Below are 24,508 nucleotides of genomic sequence, written 5' to 3'. Positions count from 1 at the left end.
AAAAGTGAGCCGCTGTAAGAGCGGAACCATAAGTGGCCGTTACCTAAATAACGGATATACACCCAACCCCTGCGGGCTACTTCAAATTCCCACTCAAAAACTGCTGCAACCGCTCGCTCTTCGGATTACCCAGCACATCCTCCGGCGCACCCTGTTCCTCCACCAACCCCTTGTGCAAAAACAGCACCTGGCTCGACACCTTGCGCGCAAAGCTCATCTCATGGGTCACCATGATCATCGTCCGGCCTTCCTCAGCCAGACCCTGGATCACCTTCAACACCTCACCCACCAACTCCGGGTCCAGCGCCGAAGTCGGCTCGTCAAACAGCATCACCTCTGGCTCCATCGCCAGCGCCCGGGCAATCGCCACCCGCTGTTGCTGGCCACCCGACAAAAACGCCGGATATTGACCGGCCACCCGCGCCGGCAACCCAACCTTGTCCAGATACCGGCGAGCGCGATCCTCGGCGTCCTTCTTGCTGCAACCCAGCACCCGGCGCGGCGCCATGGTGATGTTCTCCAGCACACTCATGTGGCTCCACAGATTGAAATGCTGAAACACCATCGCCAACCGCGTACGCAGGCGCTGCAACTCAGCATCATCCGCCACGCGCATCCCATGGCGGTCACTGACCATGCGAATCTGCTGCCCATCCAGCGTCATCGCGCCATCATTCGGCTGTTCAAGAAAATTGATACAACGCAAAAAGGTACTCTTGCCCGAGCCACTGGCGCCGATCAAGCTGATCACATCACCGGTCTTGGCCTTGAGCGAGACACCTTTGAGCACCTCATTGTCGCCATAGCTTTTATGCAGGCCTTCAACGGTCAATTTGTACATGGGGCGTGCATCCTCAAGGCGAAAGTAGGTAGCCGCTGCGATAGGCTTCAGTGCCTGCGACATGGGCAATGACCATCCCGGCAGTGGCCATGCGCCGCAGCGAACGAGCGTAAAGCAGCCCGGCATTGCGGCAATGCACTGGCGTTACGCGGTCGGAAATGGGGTCGATGATTTCGGCGATCAGTTGCCCGGCGTCCACGTATTCCCCAGGCAGCGCGCTGAATACCAGCAAGCCGCCCACGGGTGTGGCCACCGGCTCGACGCCCGCCAGCGGTGTGGCGGGGTAGGGCAATTCCGGTAGCGGTGCCGGCTCGCCGCTGATTGCGCCGAAGTGAATCAGGTAATCGATGATCGCCTGGCAGTCGAGGCTGGCCAGGCCGTGGTTGACGTCGCCCTGGCCGCGCAACTCGACGGTCACCGAAAAGCTGCCCATCGGAATCGGGAAGCGCTCGCCAAACCGTTGTTGCAATTGCCACCACACCAGCGTGAAACACTCATCGAACGACTGCCCACCGGAATCGGTAGCCAACAGGCTGGCTTCCGAACCGATATAGCGCGCCAGCGGCTCCACCTGCGGCCACGCCTCGGGGGTGGTGTACAGGTGTGCAACGGCTTCGAAGTCGCAGTGCAGGTCCAGCACCATGTCGGCATCACACGCCAGGCGTTGCAGCACCAGGCGTTGGGATTCCAGTTGTGTGACGGGCGTTTGCGCCGCCAGGGCCATGGTCAGCGCATCGCGGATCAGTTCGACGTTGTGCGCAGGATCATCTCCCAGCAGGCCTTCGACTTGATTGCCAACCTCGTCGGACAGGTCGACAAACAGGCGGTTGAAGTTCTGCCCGCTTTCCAGCTCGTAGCGGCCCAGGGGGATGTCCATCAACACCTGTTCCAGGCCGGTCGGGTTGGCGATCGGCACCAGCACGATCTCGCTGCGCAGGCGGCCGGCCGCAGCCAGCTCCGCCAGGCGCGCCTTCAAGTGCCAGGCCACCAGCATGCCCGGCAATTCGTCGGCGTGCAGTGACGACTGGATGTAGACCTTGCCTTCGGCCTGCTCCGGCCCGAAGTGGAAACTGTGGATTTGTCGCTCCGTGCCCGGCACCGGCGCCACAAGTGGATGAATCTGATGACGCATGAAGGCTCCTTAGTGGCTGGGGCCGAGAAAGGCCAACCAGCGACGCTCCGCCAGACGAAACAGACCGACCAGGGCAAAGGTCACGGTCAGGTAGATCAGCGCAGCGATACCGAATGATTGAAAGGTCATGTAGGTGGCCGAGTTGGCGTCCCGGGCGACTTTCAGGATATCCGGGATGGTCGCGGTGAAGGCCACCGTCGTCGAGTGCAGCATCAGGATCACTTCATTACTGTAGTACGGCAGCGAGCGGCGCAGGGCCGACGGCATGATCACGTAGGCATACAGCTTCCAGCCGCTGAGGCCGTAGGCTTTCGCCGCTTCGACTTCGCCGTGGGCCATGCTGCGGATCGCCCCGGCAAAAATCTCCGTGGTGTAGGCGCAGGTGTTGAGGGCGAAGGCGAGAATCGTGCAGTTCATCGCATCACGAAAGAACGCGTCCAGCACCGGCTGCGCGCGAACCGCCGCGATGCTGTAGATCCCGGTGTAGCAAATCAGCAACTGGATATACAGCGGCGTGCCGCGAAACAGGTAGGTGTAGAACTGCACCGGCCAGCGTACCCAGCGATTGCGCGACACCCGCGCAATGGACAGCGGGATCGATACCAGGAAGCCGATGAAGATCGACGCGCTGAGCAGCCACATCGTCATGGCCAGCCCGGTGATGTGCTGGCCGTCGCTATAAAGGAAGGGGCGCCAGTATTGCTGGATAAGTTCGATCATCGCACTGCCTCCCGGGAGCCTGCGGAGTAGCGCCGTTCGAGGCGGCGCAGGACGAAGTTGGACGCGCTGGTGATCAACAGGTAGATAAACGCGGCGATCACCAGGAAATAGAACAGCTGATAAGTACTCTTGCCGGCATCCTGCGCGGCCTTGACCAGGTCGGCCAGGCCGATGATCGACACCAGGGCGGTGGCCTTGAGCATCACGCACCAGTTGTTGTTAATGCCCGGCAGGGCGAAGCGCATCATCTGCGGGAAGGTCACGAAGCGAAACCGCTGGCCACGCGTGAGCCCGTAGGCCGTGGCGGCCTCCAACTGGCCACGGGGCACGGCGAGGATCGCGCCGCGAAAGGTCTCGGTGAAATACGCACCGTAGATAAAGCCCAGGGTGATCACCCCTGCGCTGAATGGGTCGATCTCGATGTAGTCCCATTCCATAAAGTCGGTAAAGCTGGTCAGCCAGATTTGCAGGCTGTAGAAAATCAGCAGCATCAGCACCAGGTCGGGCACGCCGCGAATCAGGGTGGTGTAGATCTGCGCGGGAATCCGCAGGAACGGCAGGCTGGACAGTTTGGCAGTAGCCCCGAGCAGGCCCAGCAACACGCTGACGGCCAGGGAGAACACCGACAACTTGACGGTCATCCAGGTGCCTTGCAGCAACAGCGGGCCGAAACCCTTCAAGCTGAAGGCACTGAGCCCCAGGGTTTGCAAAAGATCTTCGAACATAAATCAGGACCTATGGCGATAAAAAAGCGCCCCTCCAGAGGAAGGGCGCCCCAGGCATTATTTGCCGCTGTACAGGTTCAGATCGCCAAAGTGTTTCTTCTGGATGGTGGCGTAGGTGCCATCATCGTGTAACGCTTTGATACCTTTATCCAACAAGGCCTTGAGGTCTTTGTTACCTTTTTTGATACCGACCGCAGTTTTGGACGGCAGCAGTGGATCGTCGATGGCCTTGCTGACTTCGTAGTCAGCACCGGCTGGCGACTTCAAAAAGCCCAGTTCGGCTTGCAGCATGTCCTGCACGGAAGCGTCCAGGCGGCCGGAAGTCAGGTCGGCGTACACCTGGTCCTGGTTGGCGTAGGCCTTGGTGGTGACACCGGCCTTGTCCAGTACGGCCTTGGCGTAGGCTTCCTGGATGGTGCCTTGCTCGTAGCCCACGGTTTTACCCTTCAGGGACTCAGGCGTGGAGTAGTTCGCGCCCTTTTTGAACACCAGGGAAGTTGGGCCGGAGAACAGCTCGTTGGAGAAGTCGATCGCCTTTTCACGGGCTTCGGTCACGGTCATCGAGGAAATCACGCCGTCAAACTTGTTGGCGTTGAGGCCTGGAATCATGCCGTCGAAATCACTTTCGACCCACTTGCACTTGACCTTCAGCTCGGCACAGATGGCATTGCCCAGGTCGATATCGAAGCCCACCAGGCTGCCGTCAGCGGCTTTAGACTCAAATGGCGCGTAGGACGGATCGACACCAAAACGCAATTCCTTGTATTCCTTGGCCAGCGCGGAACCGGCGGCCATGCACAGAGCCAGTGCAGAAAGGGTCAGCAATGCTTTTTTCATTATGTAATCCCTGGAAACCAAGATAAGCGCTTGTGGCGCGGTTAGGACTGTTACTGAACGGTGTCAGACCGGACTCAAGTAGCAATTTCTGCACCATAGTTCCGAATGGTCGTTTTAAAAGGTGAGATTAAGGAGTTGTGCCAGTAGGAAATGCCCGAAAATGGGCATTGATAAATCTATGCCTTATTTTGGGGCGTGTGAGGTTTTCAAATGTGGGAGCGGGCTTGCTCGCGAAGGCGGTGTGCCAGTCAATACATCTGGTGACTGATCCACCGCCTTCGCGAGCAAGCCCGCTCCCACATTGATCGGTGGCGTTCGTGAGAGGCGTGTCAGGCCAGTAAATCCTGCAGGGTCGCCAGGTTGTCGGCTTCCTCGACGGCCTTGTCCTGGCGCCAGCGCAACATCCTCGGGAAACGCACCGCAATTCCGCTCTTGTGCCGCTTGGACAGGGCAATCCCTTCAAAACCCAGTTCAAACACCATGCTCGGCGTGACGCTGCTGACCGGGCCGAATTTCTCCACGGTGGTCTTGCGCACGATGGCGTCGACCTTGCGCATTTCCTCATCGGTCAGCCCCGAATACGCCTTGGCGAACGGCACCAACGTACGCTCAGTACCGGGCGGGCCGTCCCACACCGCAAAGGTGTAGTCGCTGTACAGGCTGGCGCGCCGGCCATGGCCGCGCTGGGCGTAGATCAACACCGCATCGACGCTGAACGGGTCGACTTTCCACTTCCACCACACGCCCATGTCCTTGGTCCGGCCCACGCCGTAGAGCCCGTCCCGGGCCTTGAGCATCATGCCTTCCACGCCCAGGCTGCGAGACGCCTCACGCTGCTCTGCCAAGTCTTGCCAGCTATCGCCGATCAGCAATGGCGACGTGCGCAATGTTGGCTGGTCGCAGTCGCTGACCACCAGCTCCAGTTGCGCCCGGCGTTCGGCCTGGGTGTGGTTGCGCCAGTCTTCGCCGTGGTGTTCCAGCAGGTCATAAGCCAGCACGGCGACCGGCGCGTCTTCGAGGATTTTCTTGCCCAGGGTCTTGCGGCCAATGCGCTGTTGCAGCAGGGCGAAGGGTTGCACCGAGTCCTTCCACACCACGATTTCGCCGTCGATCACCGTGCCATCGGGCAGGCTGTTTTCCAGGTCATGAAGCTCCGGAAAGCGCTCGGTGACCAGTTCTTCGCCCCGAGACCAGACCCACAAGCGGCCTTCGCGCTTGACCAGTTGTGCGCGGATACCGTCCCACTTCCATTCCACTTGCCAGTCAGCAGGGGAGCCGAGCAAGGCATCGAACTGTTCCACCGGCTGGGCCAGGCCATGGGCCAGGAAAAACGGATAAGGCTGCCCGCCACGCTGGGCGTGTTCGTCGGACGATTCGGCGGCAATCAGCTTCAAATAGCCTTCGGCCGTCGGACGGTTCGACAGGTCGGTGTAGCCCACCAGCCGCTGGGCCACGCGTTTGCTGTCCAGCCCGGCCATGGCGGCCAGGGCGCGGGTGACCAGCAACTTCGACACACCGACCCGGAAGCTGCCGGTGATCAGCTTGATGCAGAGCATCAGGCTCGGCTGATCCAGCTGTGCCCACAACGCGGGCAGGCGTTCTGCCAGTTCTTCTGGCGGCAGGCCACGCAAGGGCAGGAGTTTTTCTTCCAGCCACACGGCCAGACCATCGTCCGAGGTGTGGGGCGATTCCGGTAACAGCAGGGAAATGGTTTCCGCCAGGTCGCCTACCGACTGATAACTCTCTTCGAACAGCCACGGCTCAATGCTCGCGGCTTCGGTGGCCATGTCCCGCAGCAACCGGGTGGGCACCAGTTGTCGGGGCCGGCCGCCGGATAAAAAGTACACCGCCCACGCAGCATCTTCCGCGGGCGCCTGTAGGAAATAAGCCTGCAAGGCGGCGAGCTTGGCGTTGCTGGAGGTGGTGGCGTCGAGGTTGGCGTACAGCTCGGCGAAGGCTTTCATGACGTGGCCTCCTCTTCGTCATCGCCGTATTCGGTGGTGAATCCCTGGGCATCCAGGCCCTTTTCCCGCAGGTGCCTGACCAATACGCCCACAGAACCGTGGGTGACCATTACCCGCTCGGCACCGGTTTGCTCAATGGCCCATAACAGTCCGGGCCAATCGGCGTGGTCCGAGAGCACAAAGCCGCGATCCACGCCGCGCCGACGCCGGGTTCCGCGCAGGCGCATCCAGCCGCTGGCGAAGGCGTCACTGTAGTCGCCGAAGCGGCGCATCCAGGTGCTGCCACCGGCGGAGGGCGGGGCGATGATCAGGGCCTGGCGCAACAAAGGGTCGGTCTTTTTGAAGTCGCCTGCGTAGAGGGTTTCAGGGATATAGATGCCAGCTTCGCGGTACACCCGGTTCAAGGGTTCGACCGCGCCATGGCTGAGGATCGGGCCGATGCTGGCGTCGATGCCGTGGAGAATCCGCTGGGCTTTGCCGAAGGAGTAACAGAACAACACGCTGGCCTTGCCGGCGGCGATATTGGCCTGCCACCAGTCGTTGATCCCGGCAAAAATCTGCGCCTGGGGCTGCCAGCGGTAGATCGGCAGGCCGAAGGTCGATTCGGTGATAAACGTATGGCAGCGCACCGGTTCGAACGGCGCGCAGGTGCCGTCGGGCTCGACTTTATAGTCGCCGGAGGCGACCCAGACTTCACCCTGGTATTCCAGGCGCACCTGGGCGGAGCCGAGGACATGGCCGGCGGGGTGGAAACTCAAGGTGACGCCGTGGTGGCGCAGGCTTTCGCCGTAGGCCAGGGTTTGCAGGTTGATGTCCTGGCCGAGGCGCGAGCGCAGGATGCCTTCGCCGGGGGCGGCGGCCAGGTAGTGTTGGTTGCCGGTGCGGGCGTGGTCGCCGTGGGCGTGGGTGATGACCGAACGTTCCACCGGGCGCCAGGGGTCGATGTAGAAATCCCCGGCGGGGCAGTAGAGGCCTTCGGGCCGGGCGATAACAAGGTCCATGGGCGTGCCGTGGAGGTGGGCTTGTTAATTATGAGGCGAGGGCGGGTGGAGAAGTTCTATCGGAATGCATGCAATCAAATGTGGGAGCGGGCTTGCTGTGGTGAGGGGGCTTGTCCCCCGTCGGGTTCACCACAGATTGATGGGGCTGCTTCGCAGCCCAACGCGGGGCAAGCCCGCTCACCACAGCAAGCCCGCTCCCACATTTTGATCCGGTTGAGGCTGGGAAACCGGGTTACTTGCCCGGCACCAGCGTCAACCGCGTCTTCCCGTACACCCCGTCAAAGTTCTGCGGCTGCATCGGGAAGCTCAGGTATTGCGCCTTCAGCCACGGGTCGATGCCATTGGCATAGTTCGGGCTGGCCGGGTTGCCGGATTGGCCGATGCCGCTTTGGCCCATCATCGGTTCCGCCAGGCCGAAGTCGACAATCATCCGCAGCGCCGGCACCTGGGTCGTGTCGAAACTCTGGCCCCAGCTATACGGTGCGCTGTTCAGCGTGTTGTGATCGCCGCCCGCGGCCAGTGGGCCGCGAATGGCCTGGCCGCTGGTGTTCTTCCAGGTGTAGCTGTGCAGTTTGCCCCACTGCCAGGCCTTGTGATCGGCGCCCAGCGCGCTGTCGCCTGCGGTGATCGCGGCGGCCAGGCTGCGGGCGAGGATCGCCGGTTTGTCGGTTTTCTGCCCGGTGCGGGCGTCATTCCAGAACGGGCTGTCTTCGCGCCCCAGCAGGTGGTCGGCCACCGCCGAGTACGACAGGTTGGCGTTACCGATAAAGGCTTTCCAGGTGGCGCTGTTTTCCGGACCGAGTTCGTCGAGGAAAATCTGCTTGGCGCTTTCCTGCAGGAACAACTCATAAATCGCCGCGTCGGCGGAGGTGGATGCCAGCCGACCGTCAAAGGCCATCAGGCGGCCCAGTGCTTCCCGCGCCTTGGCCTGGTCTGCCACCGGCAATCCATCGATCGCCTGTTTCAGCGGCTGGACCATGCCCGGCGCCTGGAACATGCTCTTGAGCTTGGCGGCAAACGTGGTGGTCTGGTCGTACTGCATGGCAATCATGCTGCGGCTGTCATGCTTGCCGCTGCCGGCCAGTTGCGCGATACGTTCGGCGCGTTCCGGCGCGGCCCACGAGTTGGACAGTTGCATGCCGTAGCCACGGGGAATGGTGCGCTGGTTGGCCGTGCCGATCCAACCCTGGGCCGGGTCCTGATCGTAGGGGTGCAGCATCGCGTCGGCGTAGCCATCCCAGTCGAAACGCCCGTCCCAGCCCGGCGATGGCACCAGGCCTTCGCCTTCACGGCGGTTGGGGAACCGCCCGGTCACTTGCCAGCCAATGCTGCTGGCGTCGGCGAAGACCATGTTCAAGGCAATTGCGCGAATTTCCCGGGTGGCGTCAGACGCTTTACCGGCGGTTTGCGCACGGGACAGGTCGAAGAACGCGTCCAGGCTCTTGTCGTCCTTGAAATCGGCGGTTTGCAACGCCAGGCCGTAGCCGCTGGTCAGCGACTGGGCACTGTTGAGCAGCGGCCCGTGGCGGGTTTCGTACACCGCTTCGCGAATCGGCCGCTGGCCCTTGGCGAAGTAGGTTTCATTGCGCACTATGGCGGGCAGCCATTTGCCGTTGTTTTCGTAGTACAGCGCGTTGCCCTGGCGCTTGACCTTCTCCAGGAAGACGTCCTGGGTGTCACCCGAGACCTGGCTCATGCTCCAGGCCACCTTGCCGTTGAAGCCGGAAAGCAGGGTTGGCAAACCGGCGATGGACACACCGGCGGCCTGGTATTTCGGCGAGCGGATCTGCACGTAGTTCCACAGCGACGGAGCCTGCATCGAGGTCGACAGGTCATTGGCCAGCAGGCTCTTGTTGCTGCGGCTGCGCTGCGGGCCGATCGCCCAGTTGCTGGAGCTGGACGTGCCCAGGGTGTTGAGGGTGCCGAGGTGCTCGCTGAGGCTGGTCAGCGCAGCGAGGCCCGGGATCTGGCCCAGGTTGATGCCCTTGAGCTTGTCGGACTCGGCCACTGGCAGCGGTTCATCCGGGTAGCTCGGGGTCAGCCAGGCGAGTTTGTCGGCACCGACTTTTTGCGCGAGCACCAATGACGACAGCTCTTCCTGCAAGTTGGTCGACTCGCTGAAATTCAGCAGGCAGAACAGCAGCGCCGAATCTTCCGGCTTCCAGTATTCAGGCTTGTAGCCAGTCTGGGCCAGGTCTGGCGGCAGCTTGTCGCGGTAGCGGAACAGGTAGGCGTTGACCCCGCGCGCATACACTTCAAAGAAGCGCTTGAGGCGCGGCGACGAGGCGTTATACAGCTCGCCGGCGCTTTTGCGCAGGTTGACCGCCCGCATGAAACGGTCGACATCCAGCACATCCGGCCCGGACATTTCCGCCAGGCGGCCCTGGGCCAGCAGGCGCAGGGTGACCATCTGGGTGATGCGGTCGCTGGCGTGCACGTAGCCCAGGGTGAACAGCGCATCGTGGAAGGTGCTGCTTTCAATCAGCGGGATGCCCTGGCTGTTGCGGCGCACCGAAACGTTCTGCGCCAGGCCCTTGATCGGCTGTACGCCGGAAACCGGAGGCAGGGTGTCTTGGGTGCTCTGTAACTGGCAACCGGCCAGGCCCAAGGCACTGGCAATTGCCGCGGCAACGCCGAACCGGGGAAGAAAATGTGAGAGGGCTGGCGAGGCCATGGCAAAGCTCCTGCGGGGGGTAGCGTCAGTAAAGGCGCTACGTTAGTGAGCGCGGCGAAACGACGCAAGCGGGAGGCGATGCTTATTTCAGGATTTGCGTAAGGTTTCCAGTCGGGCACAAATCAGTGTGGGAGCGGGTTTGCTCGCGAATGCGGTGTATCAGCTAAAAGAGTTGTGGCTGATCCACCGCATTCGCGAGCAAGCCCGCTCCCACATTTTGATCCCGTTGACCTTCAGGATTTTGGCGGATTGACCTTCTGCACCAGCTCATAGGCACGCACCGTCGCCGGGCGTTGCTTGATGTGGTTGAACCAGCGTTCTACATGTGGGAAGTCTTCCAGCTTCTGGCTCTGCCACTTGTGGGAAACGATCCACGGGTAGATCGCCATGTCGGCAATGCTGTATTCCTCGCCGGCCACGAACGTGCGGTCGGCCAGGCGCCGGTCCAGCACGCCATACAGGCGGGCGGTCTCATCCACATAGCGTTTGATCGCGTAGGGGATTTTTTCCGGGGCGAACTGGCTGAAGTGATGATTCTGGCCGGCCATCGGCCCCAGGCCACCCATTTGCCAGAACAGCCATTGCAGCGCTTCCTGACGACCACGCAGGTCCTGGGGAATGAACTTGCCGGTTTTTTCCGCGAGGTACAGCAGGATTGCGCCGGATTCGAACAGGGAAATCGGCGCGCCGCCGTCGGTCGGGTTCTGATCGACGATGGCCGGGATGCGGTTATTGGGGGCGATCTTCAGGAAGTCGGGCTTGAACTGATCGCCCTGGCCGATGTTGATCGGGTGTACCTCGTAAGGCAGGCCGGCTTCTTCCAGGAACAACGACACTTTGTGACCGTTGGGGGTGGTCCAGTAATACAGGTCGATCATGAAGCTCTCCAAGGGTGGTGATGCTTGAGCGAATGCCTGTAGGTATAGGTGATGTTAGGGTGACGAAAATTCAATGAAACATTTGGGTCTATCGATATGGAAATTCGTGCGGGCGCAGCGTTGATTCTGATTGACCAGCAAAAAGGCATTCACCATCCCAGGCTGGGACGGCGCAATAATCCGCACGCCGAGGCGCGCATGCAGGCGTTGCTGGCGCATTGGCGGCGCGAAGGCTGGCCGGTGATTCATGTGCAGCATCTGTCCCATTCGCCGGAATCGGTGTTCTGGCCGCAGCAGTCGGGGGTGGAGTTTCAGGATGCATTTATTCCGCAGGCGGGTGAGCAGTTGATCCAGAAACGGGTGCCGGACGCATTTTGTGGGACGGGGCTGGAAGCGAGGTTGCATGAGGCCGGGCTTCGGCAAGTGGTGCTGGTGGGCGTGGCCACCCATAACTCGGTGGAGGCCACGGCCCGCAGTGCCGGCAACCTGGGGTTTGAGACGTGGGTTATCGAAGATGCCTGCTACACCTTCGACAAGGCGGACTTTTTCGGGCAGATGCATTCGGCGCAGGCGGTACATGCCATGTCGTTGGGTAACCTGCACGGCGAGTACGCCACCGTCATCTCTTCAGAAACCCTCCTCCCGTAGGGGGTCAGGTTACGGCGCCGTCCACCAACACCTGCAACGTTTGTTGTGAGCATCGCTCGATGCGTACCCGCACACCATAGACTTCGGCAAACAGCGCCGTATCCAGCACGTCATCCGCCGCGCCACTGGCGTACAGCCGGCCCTGGCGCAGCACCGCGATATGGTCGGCATAGCGCGCCGCGAGGTTGATGTCGTGCAGCACCACCACGGCGATCAGGTTGTGTTCCCGCACCAGGTCCCGCACGCAATCCATGACCTTCAACTGGTAGTTCAAGTCCAGCGCACTGGTGGGTTCATCCAGCAACATTACCTGTGGCCGACGCGCAATCAGTTGCGCCAGGCTGACCAGTTGCCGCTGGCCGCCGGATAACGTGCTCAATAGCTGATCCGCCAGATGAGCGATGCCAATCCTTTGCAACGCATCAAAGGCCTCGCGCATGCACGCGTCGCTTGAAAGCGCAATGCCCTCGACGTTCGCCACCCGCAGCGCGGCGATCACGCTTTCCATCACACTCAGGCTCAAGCCCGGCGGAAGGTTTTGCGGCATATAGGTCACACGCCGGGCGCGTTCACCGACGGACATTTTCGTCAGGTCCAGGTCACCCAATCTGACAACTCCCTGCATCTTTTCCAGCCCCGCCACAGCCCGCAGCAACGTCGACTTGCCCGCACCGTTCGGTCCGATCAACGCGGTCAAACTGCCGTGGGCCAAGGTTGGCAAACTCAGGTCATGCACAATCTGGCGCCGGCCATAACTGACCTGGGCGTTCTGAATCGACAGCCCGCTGCTCATAACTGCCTCCCGCGCTTGAACACCAGCAACACGAAAATCGGCACGCCCACCAGCGCGGTGACGATACCCACGGGTACGATCACCCCGGGCATGATCAGCTTGCTGGCGATGGATGACAGCGACAACAGTAACGCGCCGACAAGCGCGCTGGCCGGCAGCAGGAAGCGCTGGTCTTCACCCACCAGAATCCGCGCGATGTGCGGACCCACAAGGCCGATAAATCCGATGGTTCCCACAAACGCCACGGCGGTGGCCGACAGCAGGCTGATGCGCAACAACGAGAAAAACCGCAGGCGCTTCACATCGACACCGAAGCTTTGCGCGCGGTCTTCGCCCATGCGCAACAGGGTCAGGCGTGGCGCGGCCGCGAAGGAAAAGGGCATGACCACGGCGACCACCAACGCGAGGATGCCGAGCTTGTCCCAGTTGGCCCGGGTCACGCTGCCCAGGGTCCAGAACACCAGTTGTTGCAGCACATCTTCGGTGGCGACCAGTTGCAACAGGGCGACCACCGCGTTGCAACTGAACACCAGGGCAATCCCGAACAGCACCAGGCTTTCCACCCCGGCACCGCGCAGCCGCGACATGGCTTGCAGCAAAAAGACCGAGGCGGCGGCAAACACAAAGGCTGAAATGGAAATCGCCGTATTGGCCGACACCCACAGCGTCGTCACCGGAAACACAATCACCAGGGACGCGCCCAACGCCGCCGCCGAGGAAACCCCCAGGGTGAATGGACTGGCGAGCGGGTTGTTAAGGATCGCCTGCATCTCGGCGCCCGCCAGCGACAGCGCGCAACCGACCAACACCGCCATCAAGGCGTAGGGCAGGCGCACGTTCCAGATGATCACCTGGTCGGTGGCGCTCAGGTGGGCCGGGTGCAGCAAGCCATCGAGCAGGGCGCCAAGGCCCATGCCCGACGGGCCGCTGGCCAGGTCCACGAGGATCGCGCACATCAGCGCGCCACCCAGCAGGGCCAGCAGCCAGCAACGACGCGCGAGCAGGCGGCGATAGCCTTGGCTGGCGGTGGCGAGGTCGAGGGTTTGAGTGGTCATTGGATTCGCAGCCTTGAAAACGACGAAAATCCCTGCCGGTACACGGTCAGTGTGGGAGCTGGCTTGCCTGCGATGGCGATGGTGAATCCAACACCGCTATCGCAGGCAAGCCAGCTCCCACAGGAACCGTGTCCAGGCAGGGAATGGGTTGTGAGCCTTAGTTACTTGGCCTTGCCATCAATCCAGTAAGCACCCTGCAGCGGCATGCCGAGGAACTGTTGGTTCATCGCTTCCATGGTCGCCTTGGGATCCAGCTTGGCGAACAATTCCGGATGCACCCACTTGGCCAGCGCTTCAATCGCCAGCAGGTTGTACGGCGAGTTGTAGAAGTCATGCCACAGACCGTGGGAATTGCCCTCACGAATCGCCCGAAGGTTCACAAACTCAGGGCGGGCCAGCACGGTATCAAACGCGGCACGCGCGTCTTCGTTGCTCACGCCAGCCCCCAGAATCAACCCGGGCTTGTGATTGCCGGTGGCCACATACACATCCGGGTCAGACTTCAGCGCGTACTCGACACTGATATCTCCCAGCGCCCCCGGCACCACGTCGGCGGCGATGTTGCGCCCGCCCACCAGCTTGATCACTTCACCCATGCCGCTCTTGCCAGTGGTGTGCCCCGGTGCCTGCCAGGCGCCGGCCAGCAATTCCAGGAACACGCTCGGGCGCGGCCCGGCCGGCAAGGTGGCGACGGCGTCGGTGATCACCTTGATGTGCTGGTCATAAAAGTCGAGGAACGCCTTGGCCTGGGTTTCCCGGCCCAGGGCCTGGCCCAGGGCGGTCATGCTGGCGTGGGTGCCTTGCACCGGGTTGATGCGGAAGTCGACGAACAACACTGCAATGCCCGCCTTGGCCAACACGTCCGCCACCGGGCTGTGTTCAGTCGGGCCATGGCCGGAAATGCTGAACACCGCCAGGTCCGGTTTCAGCGAAAGAATTTCCTCGGCGCTGACGCTTTGCTCCGACGCCTGGCCAATCAGCGGAATGTCTTTTACCGTCGGAAATTTCGCCACGTAGGCGTTATAGGTGTGGGCGTCCAACAGTTTCAAATCATTCTGCCAGCCGACAATCCGTTGGAATGGCGCGTCCTTGTCCAGCAAGGCAAAGGCCGAAATCAGCCGGCCTTCGCCGAGCACCACGCGTTGCACGTGGTCTGGCACCTCGACCTTGCGGCCCAGCACGTCGGTGACTTCATGGGCGGCGGCGGTTTCGGCGTGGCCGAGGATTAGCACGGCAAACAGCGCGCCCAGCTTGAGGAAGTTGCGGGGTTTCAGCATGGCGAGAACTCCAGGTGAAGGCGGCGCATCAGACATCGCTCCAGCGCCGCAAAAGGTTGTGATAGGCGCCGCTCAGTTGCAGCAATGCGTGGTCGTCGGCGTGTTGCGCGGTGAGGCGTTGAATCGCCACGTCCATGTCCAGCAGCAGTTGGCGCTGACTGTCTTCGCGCACCAGGCTTTCGATCCAGAAGAAACTGGCGATGCGCTCGCCGCGGGTGACCGGGTTGATCTTGTGCAAACTGCTGCCGGGATAAATCAGCAGGTGCCCGGCGGGCAGCTTCACCGCGTGCTCGCCGAAGGTGTCGCGGATCACCAGTTCGCCGCCGTCGTAGCTGGCCGGATCAGCCAGGAACAAGGTGGCGGAGATGTCGGTGCGCACCCGTTCGCGCACACCCTTGAGGCCGCGAATCGCATTGTCGATATGCCAGTCGAAGGCCTCGCCGCTGCTGTAGCGGTTGAACAGCGGCGGGTAGATTTTCTTCGGCAGGGCGGCGGACATGAACAGCGCGTTGTCCGACAGCCGCGACAGAATCTGCTCACCCAGGCGAATCGCTACCGGCGCGTCTTCCGACAGCTGCCGGTTGTTTTTCGCCCTGGCCGAGCGTTGCCCGGCGGTGACCTTGCCGTCGACCCACGGTTGATCGAGCAGGGTGGCGACGGCCACCTCGACTTCTTCGGCACTCAACAGGCCGGGGATTTCGATCAGCACGGCTTAAAACTCATAGTCGACACTGGCGGTGAGCGTGCGCCCGGCGCCCGGAATGCCGTAGAGCTGGAAGCCGTCCAGGGACGCGCCGATCTGGCTGTAGTAGAACTTGTTAAACACGTTGTTCAGGTTGAGATTGACCGTGGTTTGCCTGGTCACTTTGTATTGCGCAGCCACGTTGTTGAGCCAGTAGCCGGGGGCTTTTTCGTGGTCGCGGGTGTAGATCGCGTACACGCCGGACGGGCCGGTGGCGTAGCTGCTGTTGTTGTTCAGGCCGCCGACGTATTTGTTGTCGCTGTAGCGGCGGCGTCCTACGTATTGCGCGCCGTAGCTCAGGCTCAGGTCGTCGGTGACGGCGTAGGTGGTCCACAGGTTGGCGGTCAGGTCGGGAACGTTCTTGGCTTCCTCGCCTTTGTTGGCCCCTTTGGTCTGGGTGCTTTTCAGCGCGGAGAACCCGCTGTACACCGTCCAGCGCGGGCTGATATTGCCTTGCAGGCCCAGTTCCACACCGTCTACGCGCTTGGCGGGGAGGGCGCGTACCGGAGCGCTTTCGCCGTCCTGGTATTCCCAGGAGTTGTCCAGTTCGGTGCGGAAGATCGCGGCGGTGACGTTCAGCAGGTCGTGGGCAATGTCCCACTTGGTGCCGATCTCGTAGGTCTTCGACTTGGCCGGGGTGTAGTTGCTGGTGCTCGCGGCGCCGTAGATCTGGTTGTTGGTCGACGCACCCAGGGCTGACGGTTGTGCCGCTTCGCTGTAGGACACGTAGATGCTGCCGTTAGGCAACGGCTTGTACACCGCGCCGACCCGGCCGCTCACGGCACCGTCGGTGCTGTCGATGGACGCTTGGCCACGCTGGGTGGTTTTGGCCTGCCAGTTGTCGTAGCGCAGGGAGCCGAGCACTTGCCACTGTTCATTCAGGGTGATGGTGTCACCCAGGTAGATGCCGGCGTTGTCGATCACCGAGCGTGGCTGGCCTTCACCCTTGGTCACTTCGGTGCTGGCAAAGCTGTGGCTCGGGTCGTTCATGTCGAAGAACAGATCGCCGGCCGGCACTTCGGCGTTGCGTTTCAGGCCGCCGTAGGTCTCGTGATAGAACTCGAGCCCGCTGACCACCGCGTGTTCCAGCCCGCCGGTATTGAGCTTGAAGGCGAAGTCGGTCTGGTTGTCGAGGATGGTGTAGCGCGTCGACTGGCCGAAGTCGCTCCCTCGCAAAATACCGTAGGCGGTGTTACCGCTGTTGGCGTATCCCGGGTAGGCATTTACCGTGCTGCCGGGCACTTGGCTGATCGGTCCTACGCCGGTGTAGCCCAAGGTCGCACAGCGCGTGCCGGTGCAGGTTTTTTGGCCATTGCCGTTGGCGGCGAAGAAGCGCGCGGGCGAGAGCACCGCGAAGTTGTCGGTACGCTCCCACTTGGTCTGGTTCTTCAGGGTCGCTTCGTTCCAGTCGAAATCATGCTCGAAGCGGGTGGTCAGCGAAGTGGTTTTGGTCTGCTGGGTGTACAGGTGCGAGTCGCCATACCAGTTGGAGCGCTTGACTCCCGGCATGCGGTCGCCGTCGGTGCCGCGCTGGATCGGCACACCGCCGTCCGGCGTGTTGTCGTCCTTCTGGTAGAAGGTGTCGATAAACAGGCGGGTGTCGGTGCCCAGGCCGAAGCCGAGGGAGGTCGCGATGCCCCAGCGGTCGTAGTCCACGTCGTCACGCTCGGCCACCTGGTTGTAGTGCTTCATCAGGTTGATGCGCAGGGCGGTGGTGTCATTCAGTTGTTGGTTGAAATCGCCGGTGAGGCGGCGGTAGCTGTCGGTGCCGATGCCGGCCGAGAGTTTGTTGGCATCCCCCAGGTGCGCCTCTTTACTCACCAGGTTGACGCTGCCGCCTACCGCGGAAACGCCGGATTCGATCGAGCCGGTGCCCTTGAACACTTCTGCCTGTTGCAGGTTGAAGGTGTCGGTGCGGGTCGATTGGCCGGCATCGCGCACACCGTCGACGGTCAGGCTCTGCTCCGAAGAAAACCCGCGAATCGAAAACAGGTCGCCCCAGCCCAGGTTGCCTTCGCCGGACATGAAGGTGATGCCCGGCACGTTGCGCAACACTTCCTGCAAGGTCTGCGCGTTTTGCTCCTTGAGCACTTGCTGCGGGACGATGGTTACGCTTTGCGGGGCATCAAGCAGCGGCTGGCTGATTTTTGCCGAGGTCACCCGGTCGACTTTAAAGGCGGAAGTGGCTTCACCGTCGATCTTGATTTCCGGCAGGCTCAGCACTGAATCATTCGACGCCGCCACCGGCGCATCGGCCCAGGCGGTGGGAGAAACGCTGCCGGCGGCAAGCAGGCCGAACATCGGCGCAAGGGTAGATTGCAGCGACAGGGCGCGCGGGGTAGGCAATGGCATTCGGAGTGACCTAGGCTAAATTACAATTAATCTCATTTAGATTCGGTAGTCTAAAGACCGATACCGGCCGCCATGACGTGGCTTTGTAATGTGGATGCGTGATTACCGCTTCCCACAACATTCCATTACATTTGCGCGTACTCCTGGCTGAAGTTTCGGCTATCTCCTGCCTTTTGAGTTTCGGACGAATTGCCCCATGGCCAAGCAAGACCACCTGCTGATCGTTGATGACGACCCGCAAATCCGCCAATTGCTGTGCGACTACCTGAGTGACGCCGGCTTCCAGGTGTCCACCGCCGGCGACGGCAAGGAAATGCGCCGCCGCCTGGCGCTGAATGTCATCGACCTGATCGTCCTCGACCTGATGTTGCCCGGCGAAGACGGCCTGAGTTTGTGCCGCGAATTGCGCGTCAGCTCCAACACGCCGGTGATCATGCTCACCGCCAAGGGTACGCTGATCGACCGGATCGTCGGCCTGGAAATCGGCGCCGACGATTACCTGCCCAAGCCGTTCGACCCGCGGGAGTTGCTGGTGCGGATCAAGGTGGTGCTGCGCCGGGTGCAGAGTTTTCCGGACCGGGCGCGGCTCGATGAAGCACCGAGCATCAGCTTTGCCGGCTGGCAGCTGGACACCCGGGCCCGCCAATTGCTTTCGCCGGAAGGCGTGGTGGTCAGCCTCGGCAACTCCGATTACCGGGTGTTGCGCCTGTTGTTGCAGCATCCCAACCGGCCGCTGAGCCGCGACTTTTTGCTCAACCATGTGTTCGACAAAGACAGCACGCCGTTCGACCGCTCGATTGATGTGTGCGTCAGCCGACTGCGCTCGCAGTTGCCGGCCGGGTTGATCAAGACCGTGCGCAACGAGGGTTACATGCTCACCGCCGACGACGTGGCGCTGCAATCGTGAAACTGCTGCCGCGTTCGCTGTTCGGCCGGCTGGTGCTGATCCTGGTCAGCGGCATGCTTGCGGCCCAGGCCCTGACCAGCAGCATCTGGTACGACATGCGCCACGGCCAGGTGCTGGAAATCCCCAGCCGGCTGATCGCCACGCGGCTGGCGGACGTGGTGCGGTTGGTACACAGCGATCCGGCGCAGGCGGATGTGCTGATCAAGCTGCTTGATACGCCGCGCTTTCGCCTGACCCTGAGTGACCAGGCCAGTGATGTGACAAGCAGCATCAGCGACAGCGACCAGGCCACCGAGCGCTTGCTGAATAAAGTGCTCTCGGAGAAAACCGGCTACACCCAGAACCTGCATCTGTTGAGCCTCAAGTTGCTGGATGCCGAGGGCCAGCATGCCGGGCTGTCGACTCTGCTCAGCTCCAGGCCTGTGGTGGGGCAATTCCTGATTGACCTGCGTTTGCCGGACGGGCGCTGGCTGCAAGTGCAGGCCACCGAGGAACAAGGCTGGACCAGTACTTCCCCGATGGACTTGCTGTTCGATTACGTGATGCGCATTTATCTGCTGCGGGTATTGGTGCTGGTGATCATTGCCCTGGTGGCGGTGCGCCTGGCCATTCGCCCGCTCAACGCCCTGGCCAAGGCTGCCGAAGCCTTGGGCCGGGACATCCAGCGGCCACCGCTGGCCCTCGATGGGCCCACCGAAGTGCGCCGCGCCGCCCAGGCGTTCAATGCCATGCAGCAGCGGCTGATCGCCAATATCGCCGAGCGCACGCGCTTCCTGGCGGCGATTTCCCACGACCTGCGCTCGCCCATTACGCGCCTGCGGTTACGTACAGAAATGCTCGACGACAACCGCACCAAGGAACGTTTTCGCAGCGACCTGGAAGAAATGGAGCACATGGTTTCCAGCACCCTGGACTTCGTCAGCAGCGGCGAAATCAACGAGAAGCGCCAGAACATCGACATCAACGCCTTGCTGCAAAGCTTGCAGGCGGACCTGCAGGACGTGGGCGAGACGGTGACGATAGAAGGGCGGGCCAAACAGCCATTGCCGGGGTATGCCCGCAGTCTCAAGCGTTGCGTGCAGAACCTGCTGGAGAACGCGGTGCGTTATGGCTCCGAGGTGGTGGTGCGGGTAGAGGACAAGGCGGACAGCTTGAAGATTGTCATCAGCGACCGTGGGCCGGGGATTCCCCAGGAACAACTGGAACAGGTGATGGAGCCGTTTTACCGGGTGGAAGGCTCACGCAATGTGGAAACCGGTGGTTACGGGCTGGGGCTGAGTATCGCGCATACGATCGCCAGTGCCCATGACGGGCGGTTGGGCTTGAGCAATCGGGAGGGTGGGGGATTGGAGGTGGTGTTGGAGTTTCAGCGCAAATCCTGGCCTTGAAATGCAGGCTAAATGTGGGAGCGGGCTTGCTCGCGAAAGCGGTGTATCAGTAACAGAGAGGTTGACTGACACTGCGCTTTCGCGAGCAAGCCCGCTCCCACATTTGGATGTGCAGTGTTTCGAGAATCGGGTTTCTTAACTCAAGCCCCGTGGCACTTCTTGAATTTCTTCTCGCTGCCGCACGGACAAGGATCGTTACGACCCACGTCCTTCAACGTATTGCGCACCGGCTCCTGGTGAGCGTGGCCGCAGTTCGGGCCGTGGACATGGCCGTGGTCGTGATCATGATGATCGTGATCGTGGTTGCAGTCGGGACCATGGACATGGGGTTGCTGAGTCATCGATGTCGCTCCGGAATAAAGTCGCCGGGGATTATCTCGCCATTGCGCAACACCTGCACGTCGTTCCCGATAAATAAACCGGTTTTCAACTCGCCTTCAAGACGATAGGGCACGGGATCGCGCGGATTTTTCAGCATGTCGACCACATCGCGGATCTGCGGCCACAGGTTGGTGCGCACCGATACCCGGAAAAAAGCGTGGCTGTGGGGTGGCACGGTCAGCCATTCGTTGGACTCGCCTTCGGTCAGCACCATCGTGCCGAGGCTGACCTTGTAAACCAGGCCGCGTACGGTCAGGTCGTTGTCGTCACGGTTATCCACGCGGAAATACAGCTTGAACTTCTGCTCCAGCAACTTGACCCGCACGGGGTCGACCTTGACCAGACGCACCTCGGGGGCGGGCGTATCGTCGGCGAACCACGACGCGCAGCCGGAGAGCCCCAGCATCAATGCCAGCAGAAGGCTGTAAGTCCTGAATACCCGCGCCTGAGAAACCATGCCGTTACTCCGTGTGAAGAGTCAGCATAGCAAGCGAGAGCCTGTCGGGTATCAATGAATGTCAGAGGTAGCCGGAACAGCACTTCTTGAATTTCTGCCCGCTGCCACACACGCAGGCGTCATTACGCCCGGCCTTCACGTCCACCGTCGGGTCGATAAAGTACCAGTGCTCATTGTTCTGTACGAAAGATGAGCGCTCGCGGTGGCTGTGTTCGCCGGTGCTGTCATGCCAGCGAGCGGTAAAGGTCACGAAGGCGTGTTCCGGCTGGCCGCCGAACACCTCGGAGCTTTCCACTGAAAGGCCCAGCCAGGTGCTTTGGGCGCTCCAGGCGCCGATGGCGGCCGTGTCCAGCCCGGCTTGCTGCGCAGGCAGGGTGGTTGCCACCAGGTAGTCCACCAGGCCCAGCACATAGGCGCTGTAGCGCGAACGCATCAACGCTTCGGCGCAGGGGGCCGGGTGGCCGGCGTGATAATGACCGCAGCAGGCATCCAGCAGGTTGCCGCTGCCGCAGGGGCAAATGGATGTACTCATCGGGTTACCACCAATACTTTCCAAAATTTTGCGGGTTGGCCCAGAAGCGGGCGTTCAGCCAATCCGGCACCTGTTTATAGTCAAGCAGATCATAGGTAAACAGCGTCAAAACCTGATCGTCGCGCTGGAAACGCTCGCTGGCTTGCAGGGCCAGGGAGAAGAAATCGGTGTCTTTCCAGTGGCAGGCCTCCAGGTCCACCAGCACCGCAATGCGACTGGCATTGAGGTTGCGAATGCCCCCCAGCAAGGTCAGGCCCGCAGGTTTTGACAGGTGTTCCAGGCAACCGACCGCCAGTGCCAGGTCAAAACGCTGGGCCGCGAGGTCGGTGGGCAAGGGACCGGGCTCGGCGAAGGACACCACGGTATCCGGGTGTGCTTCCTTAAAGGCATCCAGCGCCGGGAACTGGCTGGCGCCCAATAACAACAGGCGTTTGGGCGCGTGAAGATCAAGCAGCGCAGCGAGCGCTTGCTGGGGTGTACGGGAAGAAATACCGGCAGTCATCGAAGATCCTCACATCAGGACCGTAGAGACTAGCCTGCCTGAGCGTGCGGGCCTAGAGCGGGCGGCGAGAATAAACCGCTCGGCCCAATGAATACTGGGGTGTGACACGCTGGCGCAGATGAAAAGAGCCGTCTTTACTCCACTCGTCGGCCCCCGCCGATCCCCTCAGGAGAAAGTCAGATGAGCATCATGCGGACAGCTCTACCCTTGGTTCTGCTAACCGGAGTATTGACAGGTTGCGCAGGCTTGCAAAAAACCGACTGGCCCACCTGTGCCGCCGTCGGCGGTGTGACCGGTGCTGCCATTGGTGCGACCCAAAGCTCGTCCTATGCAGGCTACGGCGCGCTGCTGATTGGCGGCATGGCTGGCGCCTATTGCTGGGTGCATGGCGACGGTGACGAGGACGGCGATGGCGTACCGGACAGCCGCGACAAGTGCCCTGGCACGCCAAAAGGCGTGCAGGTCGACGCCAATGGCTGCCCTCCGGTGCCGGTAGCGGTGGTTCAAGAGGAAGTGGTGGTGGTCAAGGAAGAAACCATCGTGATTCGTGACGTGCACTTCGAGTTCGACTCCGCGAAGCTCACGGCTGCCGACAAAACCAAGCTCGACGTGATTGCCACCCGCCTGAAAAAAGAGGCCCCGAGTGCGCAGCTGCGCGTCAGCGGGCATACCGACAGTGTCGGTAAAGATGCCTACAACCAGAAACTCTCTGAACGACGCGCTCATTCGGTGACCGACTACCTGGTCAGTTCCGGCATCCCGCGCAGCAGTTTTGTCTCCGTGACCGGCGCCGGCGAAAGCCACCCCGTAGCCGATAACAAAACCGCTGATGGCCGCGCGCTGAACCGCCGCGTGGAAATTCAGATCAACCGCTGACCCCGCCTCAAGGCCCCTGCGGAATCCCCAGGGGCCCCTTCATCAATTTTTTAATCCTTCACTGGCACAACGCCTGTAGAAGTCGTTACTGTGCGCCCAAAGAATAATGTGCAAGGGGAGCGTGCGGGATGAAGGTGTTTTGGGGGCTGGGTAAATTCTTGACGTTGCTGTTCTGGGTCGTGGTGGTGGTCAACCTGATCACACCGCTGATCAACCCGTTCCACCTGTTGGTCAACCTGGCCGGCAGCCTGTTGTTGCTGACCCATGTTCTGGAACTGCTGTTGTTCAACGGCAGTGTGAAAACCCGTGCCCATCCCTGGCGTGACCGCTTGCAGATCCTGCTGGTGGGTATGTTCCATGTGCAGAGCTTTTCGACGCCGACACCGGCTAATGATGTAAACAAGGAGGCCAATCATGCGTAAGGTTTTTCTGTTGGCCCTGCTGGTCAGCCCCATTGCCCTGGCCCAGAGCGTCAGCGTCGAGACCAACTCGTTGATGCGCCTGCCCAACAGCAGTGGTGTGTTGCAACTGGAGCGACTGGACGTGGCGGATTACGGCACCTTGCTGATTCCCGCCAATATCACCCAGGTGACGGTGGATGAACTGCACCTGGGCCGCGACGCGCGAATCGCCATCGTGCCCGGTAGCACCACGTTGCAACTGCAGGTGCGTCAGGCGCAGCTGGAGCAGGGCAGCCAGATCACCTCACGCGGCGCTCCCGGTACCCATGAGCGCCCGGCCAAGGCGGGGCGTGACCTGGTGTTGCGGATTAACTCGCTGACGGCCGATGAGCTGTCGGTGGATGCCCGCGGTGGCGCGGGTGCCCAGGGTTATGCCGGGCTGGATGGTGCCAACGGCGAAGACCCGGGCTGCACCTGGGGTTCGGCCGGGCGCGGTGCCAATGGCGACAACGGCGGCGACGGGCTGCCGGGCGCGGCGGGCGCGCAGGTCCGTGTGGAATTGCCGCAGGACTTCCCGGGCGAGAAGATCAAGGTCTGGGTGGACGGCGGAGCCGGTGGTTTGGCGGGCACGGCGGGCAAGCCGGGTAAAGGCGGGCAGTCCAAGGGGTGCCTGGTGTACCGCGCGGATGGCGGCGAAAAGGGCCGGGCCGGGTTGGAAGGGCAGCCGGGGCCAGCGGGGCCTGCGGGTGCTGTGACCATTCAGAGGCTCTGAGGCGACTGGCCTGACGCTTTCGCGAGCAAGCCCGCTCCCACATTTGAAACGCATTCCAAATGTGGGAGCGGGCTTGCTCGCGAAAGCGGTCTACTAGGCGCTTTAGAACATCGGCCGTGCCGAAGCAATCGCCACCAGCACCAACCCCACTATCAAGTTGATCCCCACCAATTTACGAATCTGCCCCAAGGCCGCAGCCCCGGCCGGCCAATCCTCCGCCGCCACCGCCACGCGCAGCTCCGGCAACTTCAGCGCCTGAATCCGGATAAACAGCGCCGTCATCACCACATACAACCCCATCATGACCTGTACATAACGCGGCGCGGTCTCAAACCCGCTGAAGCGCAGTTGCAGCAGGCCGACACCGCTGATCGGCAACACCAGCACCGCCACCCAGACCCACACGAAAAAACGTTGAAACACATTTACCCAGAGTTTCAGCCGGGCCGGCCCGTCCAGCGCGGCCATGGCGGCGGGGCGCAGGATCATCCAGGCGAAAAACATACCGCCGACCCAGATCAGGGCGGCCAGTACATGCAGGGTGTAAGCGAAGCTAAAGACGGTCATTGGGGTACTCCGTTCTGCGCGGGATTAATTAGCGGGGTATGATAGCGGCCGATCCGAACCACTGAAAATTTATCCAGCGTTTTTTG

The 24,508-nt window shown here is 61.7% G+C and carries 25 protein-coding genes; 6 read left to right on the top strand and 19 right to left on the bottom strand.

What is annotated here, in order from left to right:
- Positions 1–76 precede the first annotated feature (76 nt).
- The 9 genes from HX821_RS28240 to HX821_RS28200 form a co-directional block, all read right to left on the bottom strand.
- The gene (locus tag HX821_RS28240) at positions 77–841 is read right to left on the bottom strand and encodes an ABC transporter ATP-binding protein (protein WP_003209529.1); all 765 of its coding nucleotides are present in this window, start codon (positions 839–841) and stop codon (positions 77–79) included.
- A 13-nt stretch (positions 842–854) separates the two neighbouring features.
- Positions 855–1,973 (bottom strand): succinylglutamate desuccinylase/aspartoacylase family protein, encoded by a 1,119-nt coding sequence (locus HX821_RS28235; RefSeq protein WP_003209530.1) that lies wholly within the window; start codon positions 1,971–1,973, stop codon positions 855–857.
- A gap of 9 nt (positions 1,974–1,982) precedes the next feature.
- Positions 1,983–2,693 (bottom strand): ABC transporter permease, encoded by a 711-nt coding sequence (locus tag HX821_RS28230; protein ID WP_003209532.1) that lies wholly within the window; start codon positions 2,691–2,693, stop codon positions 1,983–1,985.
- Positions 2,690–3,418: an ABC transporter permease gene (locus HX821_RS28225; RefSeq protein WP_134325837.1), complete on the bottom strand. Its 729-nt coding sequence runs from the start codon at positions 3,416–3,418 to the stop codon at positions 2,690–2,692. The genes HX821_RS28230 and HX821_RS28225 overlap by 4 nt, the downstream gene beginning before the upstream one ends.
- Positions 3,419–3,475: 57 nt before the next feature.
- Positions 3,476–4,255 (bottom strand): transporter substrate-binding domain-containing protein, encoded by a 780-nt coding sequence (locus HX821_RS28220; protein ID WP_177023308.1) that lies wholly within the window; start codon positions 4,253–4,255, stop codon positions 3,476–3,478.
- Positions 4,256–4,584: 329 nt separating this feature from the next.
- On the bottom strand, positions 4,585–6,219 hold the full coding sequence (locus HX821_RS28215) for an ATP-dependent DNA ligase (protein ID WP_177037041.1): 1,635 nt from the start codon (positions 6,217–6,219) through the stop codon (positions 4,585–4,587).
- On the bottom strand, positions 6,216–7,220 hold the full coding sequence (locus HX821_RS28210; RefSeq protein WP_003213671.1) for a ligase-associated DNA damage response exonuclease: 1,005 nt from the start codon (positions 7,218–7,220) through the stop codon (positions 6,216–6,218). The genes HX821_RS28215 and HX821_RS28210 overlap by 4 nt, the downstream gene beginning before the upstream one ends.
- Before the next feature lie 232 nt (positions 7,221–7,452).
- Positions 7,453–9,894: a penicillin acylase family protein gene (locus tag HX821_RS28205; protein ID WP_177037038.1), complete on the bottom strand. Its 2,442-nt coding sequence runs from the start codon at positions 9,892–9,894 to the stop codon at positions 7,453–7,455.
- A gap of 233 nt (positions 9,895–10,127) precedes the next feature.
- Complete coding sequence (locus HX821_RS28200) at positions 10,128–10,772, bottom strand: glutathione binding-like protein (protein ID WP_003213676.1); 645 nt, start codon at positions 10,770–10,772, stop codon at positions 10,128–10,130.
- A 96-nt stretch (positions 10,773–10,868) separates the two neighbouring features.
- On the opposite strand from HX821_RS28200, the gene HX821_RS28195 reads away from it, so the two are divergent.
- Positions 10,869–11,420, top strand: coding sequence for a cysteine hydrolase family protein (locus HX821_RS28195; protein WP_177037037.1), 552 nt, complete (start codon positions 10,869–10,871; stop codon positions 11,418–11,420).
- Between the two features lie 4 nt (positions 11,421–11,424).
- Here HX821_RS28195 and HX821_RS28190 read toward each other — a convergent pair whose 3' ends face one another.
- The 5 genes from HX821_RS28190 to HX821_RS28170 form a co-directional block, all read right to left on the bottom strand.
- The gene (locus HX821_RS28190; protein ID WP_003213680.1) at positions 11,425–12,213 is read right to left on the bottom strand and encodes an ABC transporter ATP-binding protein; all 789 of its coding nucleotides are present in this window, start codon (positions 12,211–12,213) and stop codon (positions 11,425–11,427) included.
- Positions 12,210–13,268 (bottom strand): iron ABC transporter permease, encoded by a 1,059-nt coding sequence (locus HX821_RS28185; RefSeq protein WP_134325843.1) that lies wholly within the window; start codon positions 13,266–13,268, stop codon positions 12,210–12,212. The genes HX821_RS28190 and HX821_RS28185 overlap by 4 nt, the downstream gene beginning before the upstream one ends.
- A gap of 161 nt (positions 13,269–13,429) precedes the next feature.
- Positions 13,430–14,545, bottom strand: coding sequence for an ABC transporter substrate-binding protein (locus tag HX821_RS28180; RefSeq protein WP_177037034.1), 1,116 nt, complete (start codon positions 14,543–14,545; stop codon positions 13,430–13,432).
- A 28-nt stretch (positions 14,546–14,573) separates the two neighbouring features.
- Positions 14,574–15,254, bottom strand: a complete 681-nt coding sequence (locus HX821_RS28175; RefSeq protein WP_177037032.1) for a Fe2+-dependent dioxygenase — start codon at positions 15,252–15,254, stop codon at positions 14,574–14,576.
- 3 nt (positions 15,255–15,257) lie between these two features.
- Positions 15,258–17,639, bottom strand: coding sequence for a TonB-dependent siderophore receptor (locus tag HX821_RS28170; protein ID WP_177037030.1), 2,382 nt, complete (start codon positions 17,637–17,639; stop codon positions 15,258–15,260).
- Between the two features lie 196 nt (positions 17,640–17,835).
- Between HX821_RS28170 and HX821_RS28165 the strand changes: the two genes are divergently transcribed.
- Together HX821_RS28165 and HX821_RS28160 are read left to right on the top strand one after the other, a co-directional pair.
- Positions 17,836–18,546 carry a response regulator gene (locus HX821_RS28165; RefSeq protein ID WP_003213692.1) on the top strand — a complete coding sequence of 237 codons (711 nt, stop codon included), beginning with the start codon at positions 17,836–17,838 and terminating at the stop codon, positions 18,544–18,546.
- Positions 18,543–19,934, top strand: a complete 1,392-nt coding sequence (locus tag HX821_RS28160; protein ID WP_003213693.1) for an ATP-binding protein — start codon at positions 18,543–18,545, stop codon at positions 19,932–19,934. Before HX821_RS28165 ends, HX821_RS28160 begins: the two co-directional genes overlap by 4 nt.
- Positions 19,935–20,074: 140 nt before the next feature.
- Here the strand turns inward: HX821_RS28160 and HX821_RS28155 are convergent, their stop codons facing one another.
- The 4 genes from HX821_RS28155 to HX821_RS28140 all read right to left on the bottom strand — a co-directional run bounded on the left by HX821_RS28155 (position 20,075) and on the right by HX821_RS28140 (position 21,806).
- Complete coding sequence (locus HX821_RS28155; protein WP_003213695.1) at positions 20,075–20,275, bottom strand: SEC-C metal-binding domain-containing protein; 201 nt, start codon at positions 20,273–20,275, stop codon at positions 20,075–20,077.
- The gene (locus HX821_RS28150; RefSeq protein ID WP_003213697.1) at positions 20,272–20,772 is read right to left on the bottom strand and encodes an LEA type 2 family protein; all 501 of its coding nucleotides are present in this window, start codon (positions 20,770–20,772) and stop codon (positions 20,272–20,274) included. Before HX821_RS28150 ends, HX821_RS28155 begins: the two co-directional genes overlap by 4 nt.
- A 61-nt stretch (positions 20,773–20,833) precedes the next feature.
- Positions 20,834–21,304: a YchJ family protein gene (locus HX821_RS28145; protein ID WP_003213699.1), complete on the bottom strand. Its 471-nt coding sequence runs from the start codon at positions 21,302–21,304 to the stop codon at positions 20,834–20,836.
- Positions 21,305–21,308: 4 nt separating this feature from the next.
- Entirely contained in the window at positions 21,309–21,806 is a 498-nt protein-coding gene (locus HX821_RS28140; protein ID WP_008432105.1) for a DUF6231 family protein, read from the bottom strand.
- A gap of 180 nt (positions 21,807–21,986) precedes the next feature.
- On the opposite strand from HX821_RS28140, the gene HX821_RS28135 reads away from it, so the two are divergent.
- From HX821_RS28135 to HX821_RS28125, 3 genes are all read left to right on the top strand, one after another.
- Complete coding sequence (locus HX821_RS28135; RefSeq protein ID WP_008432103.1) at positions 21,987–22,682, top strand: OmpA family protein; 696 nt, start codon at positions 21,987–21,989, stop codon at positions 22,680–22,682.
- A 128-nt stretch (positions 22,683–22,810) separates the two neighbouring features.
- The gene (locus HX821_RS28130; protein ID WP_087694264.1) at positions 22,811–23,104 is read left to right on the top strand and encodes a DUF1145 domain-containing protein; all 294 of its coding nucleotides are present in this window, start codon (positions 22,811–22,813) and stop codon (positions 23,102–23,104) included.
- Positions 23,097–23,855: a hypothetical protein gene (locus HX821_RS28125; protein ID WP_003213707.1), complete on the top strand. Its 759-nt coding sequence runs from the start codon at positions 23,097–23,099 to the stop codon at positions 23,853–23,855. Before HX821_RS28130 ends, HX821_RS28125 begins: the two co-directional genes overlap by 8 nt.
- 102 nt (positions 23,856–23,957) lie before the next feature.
- Here the strand turns inward: HX821_RS28125 and HX821_RS28120 are convergent, their stop codons facing one another.
- Positions 23,958–24,422: a CopD family protein gene (locus HX821_RS28120; protein ID WP_003213709.1), complete on the bottom strand. Its 465-nt coding sequence runs from the start codon at positions 24,420–24,422 to the stop codon at positions 23,958–23,960.
- Positions 24,423–24,508 lie beyond the last annotated feature (86 nt).

It is taken from the genome of Pseudomonas sp. B6001, assembly GCF_013386015.1.
Classification (GTDB): Bacteria; Pseudomonadota; Gammaproteobacteria; order Pseudomonadales; family Pseudomonadaceae; genus Aquipseudomonas.
Note: the sequence above shows the minus strand (reverse complement) of the source record. Positions and strands in the feature narration are given on the sequence as shown.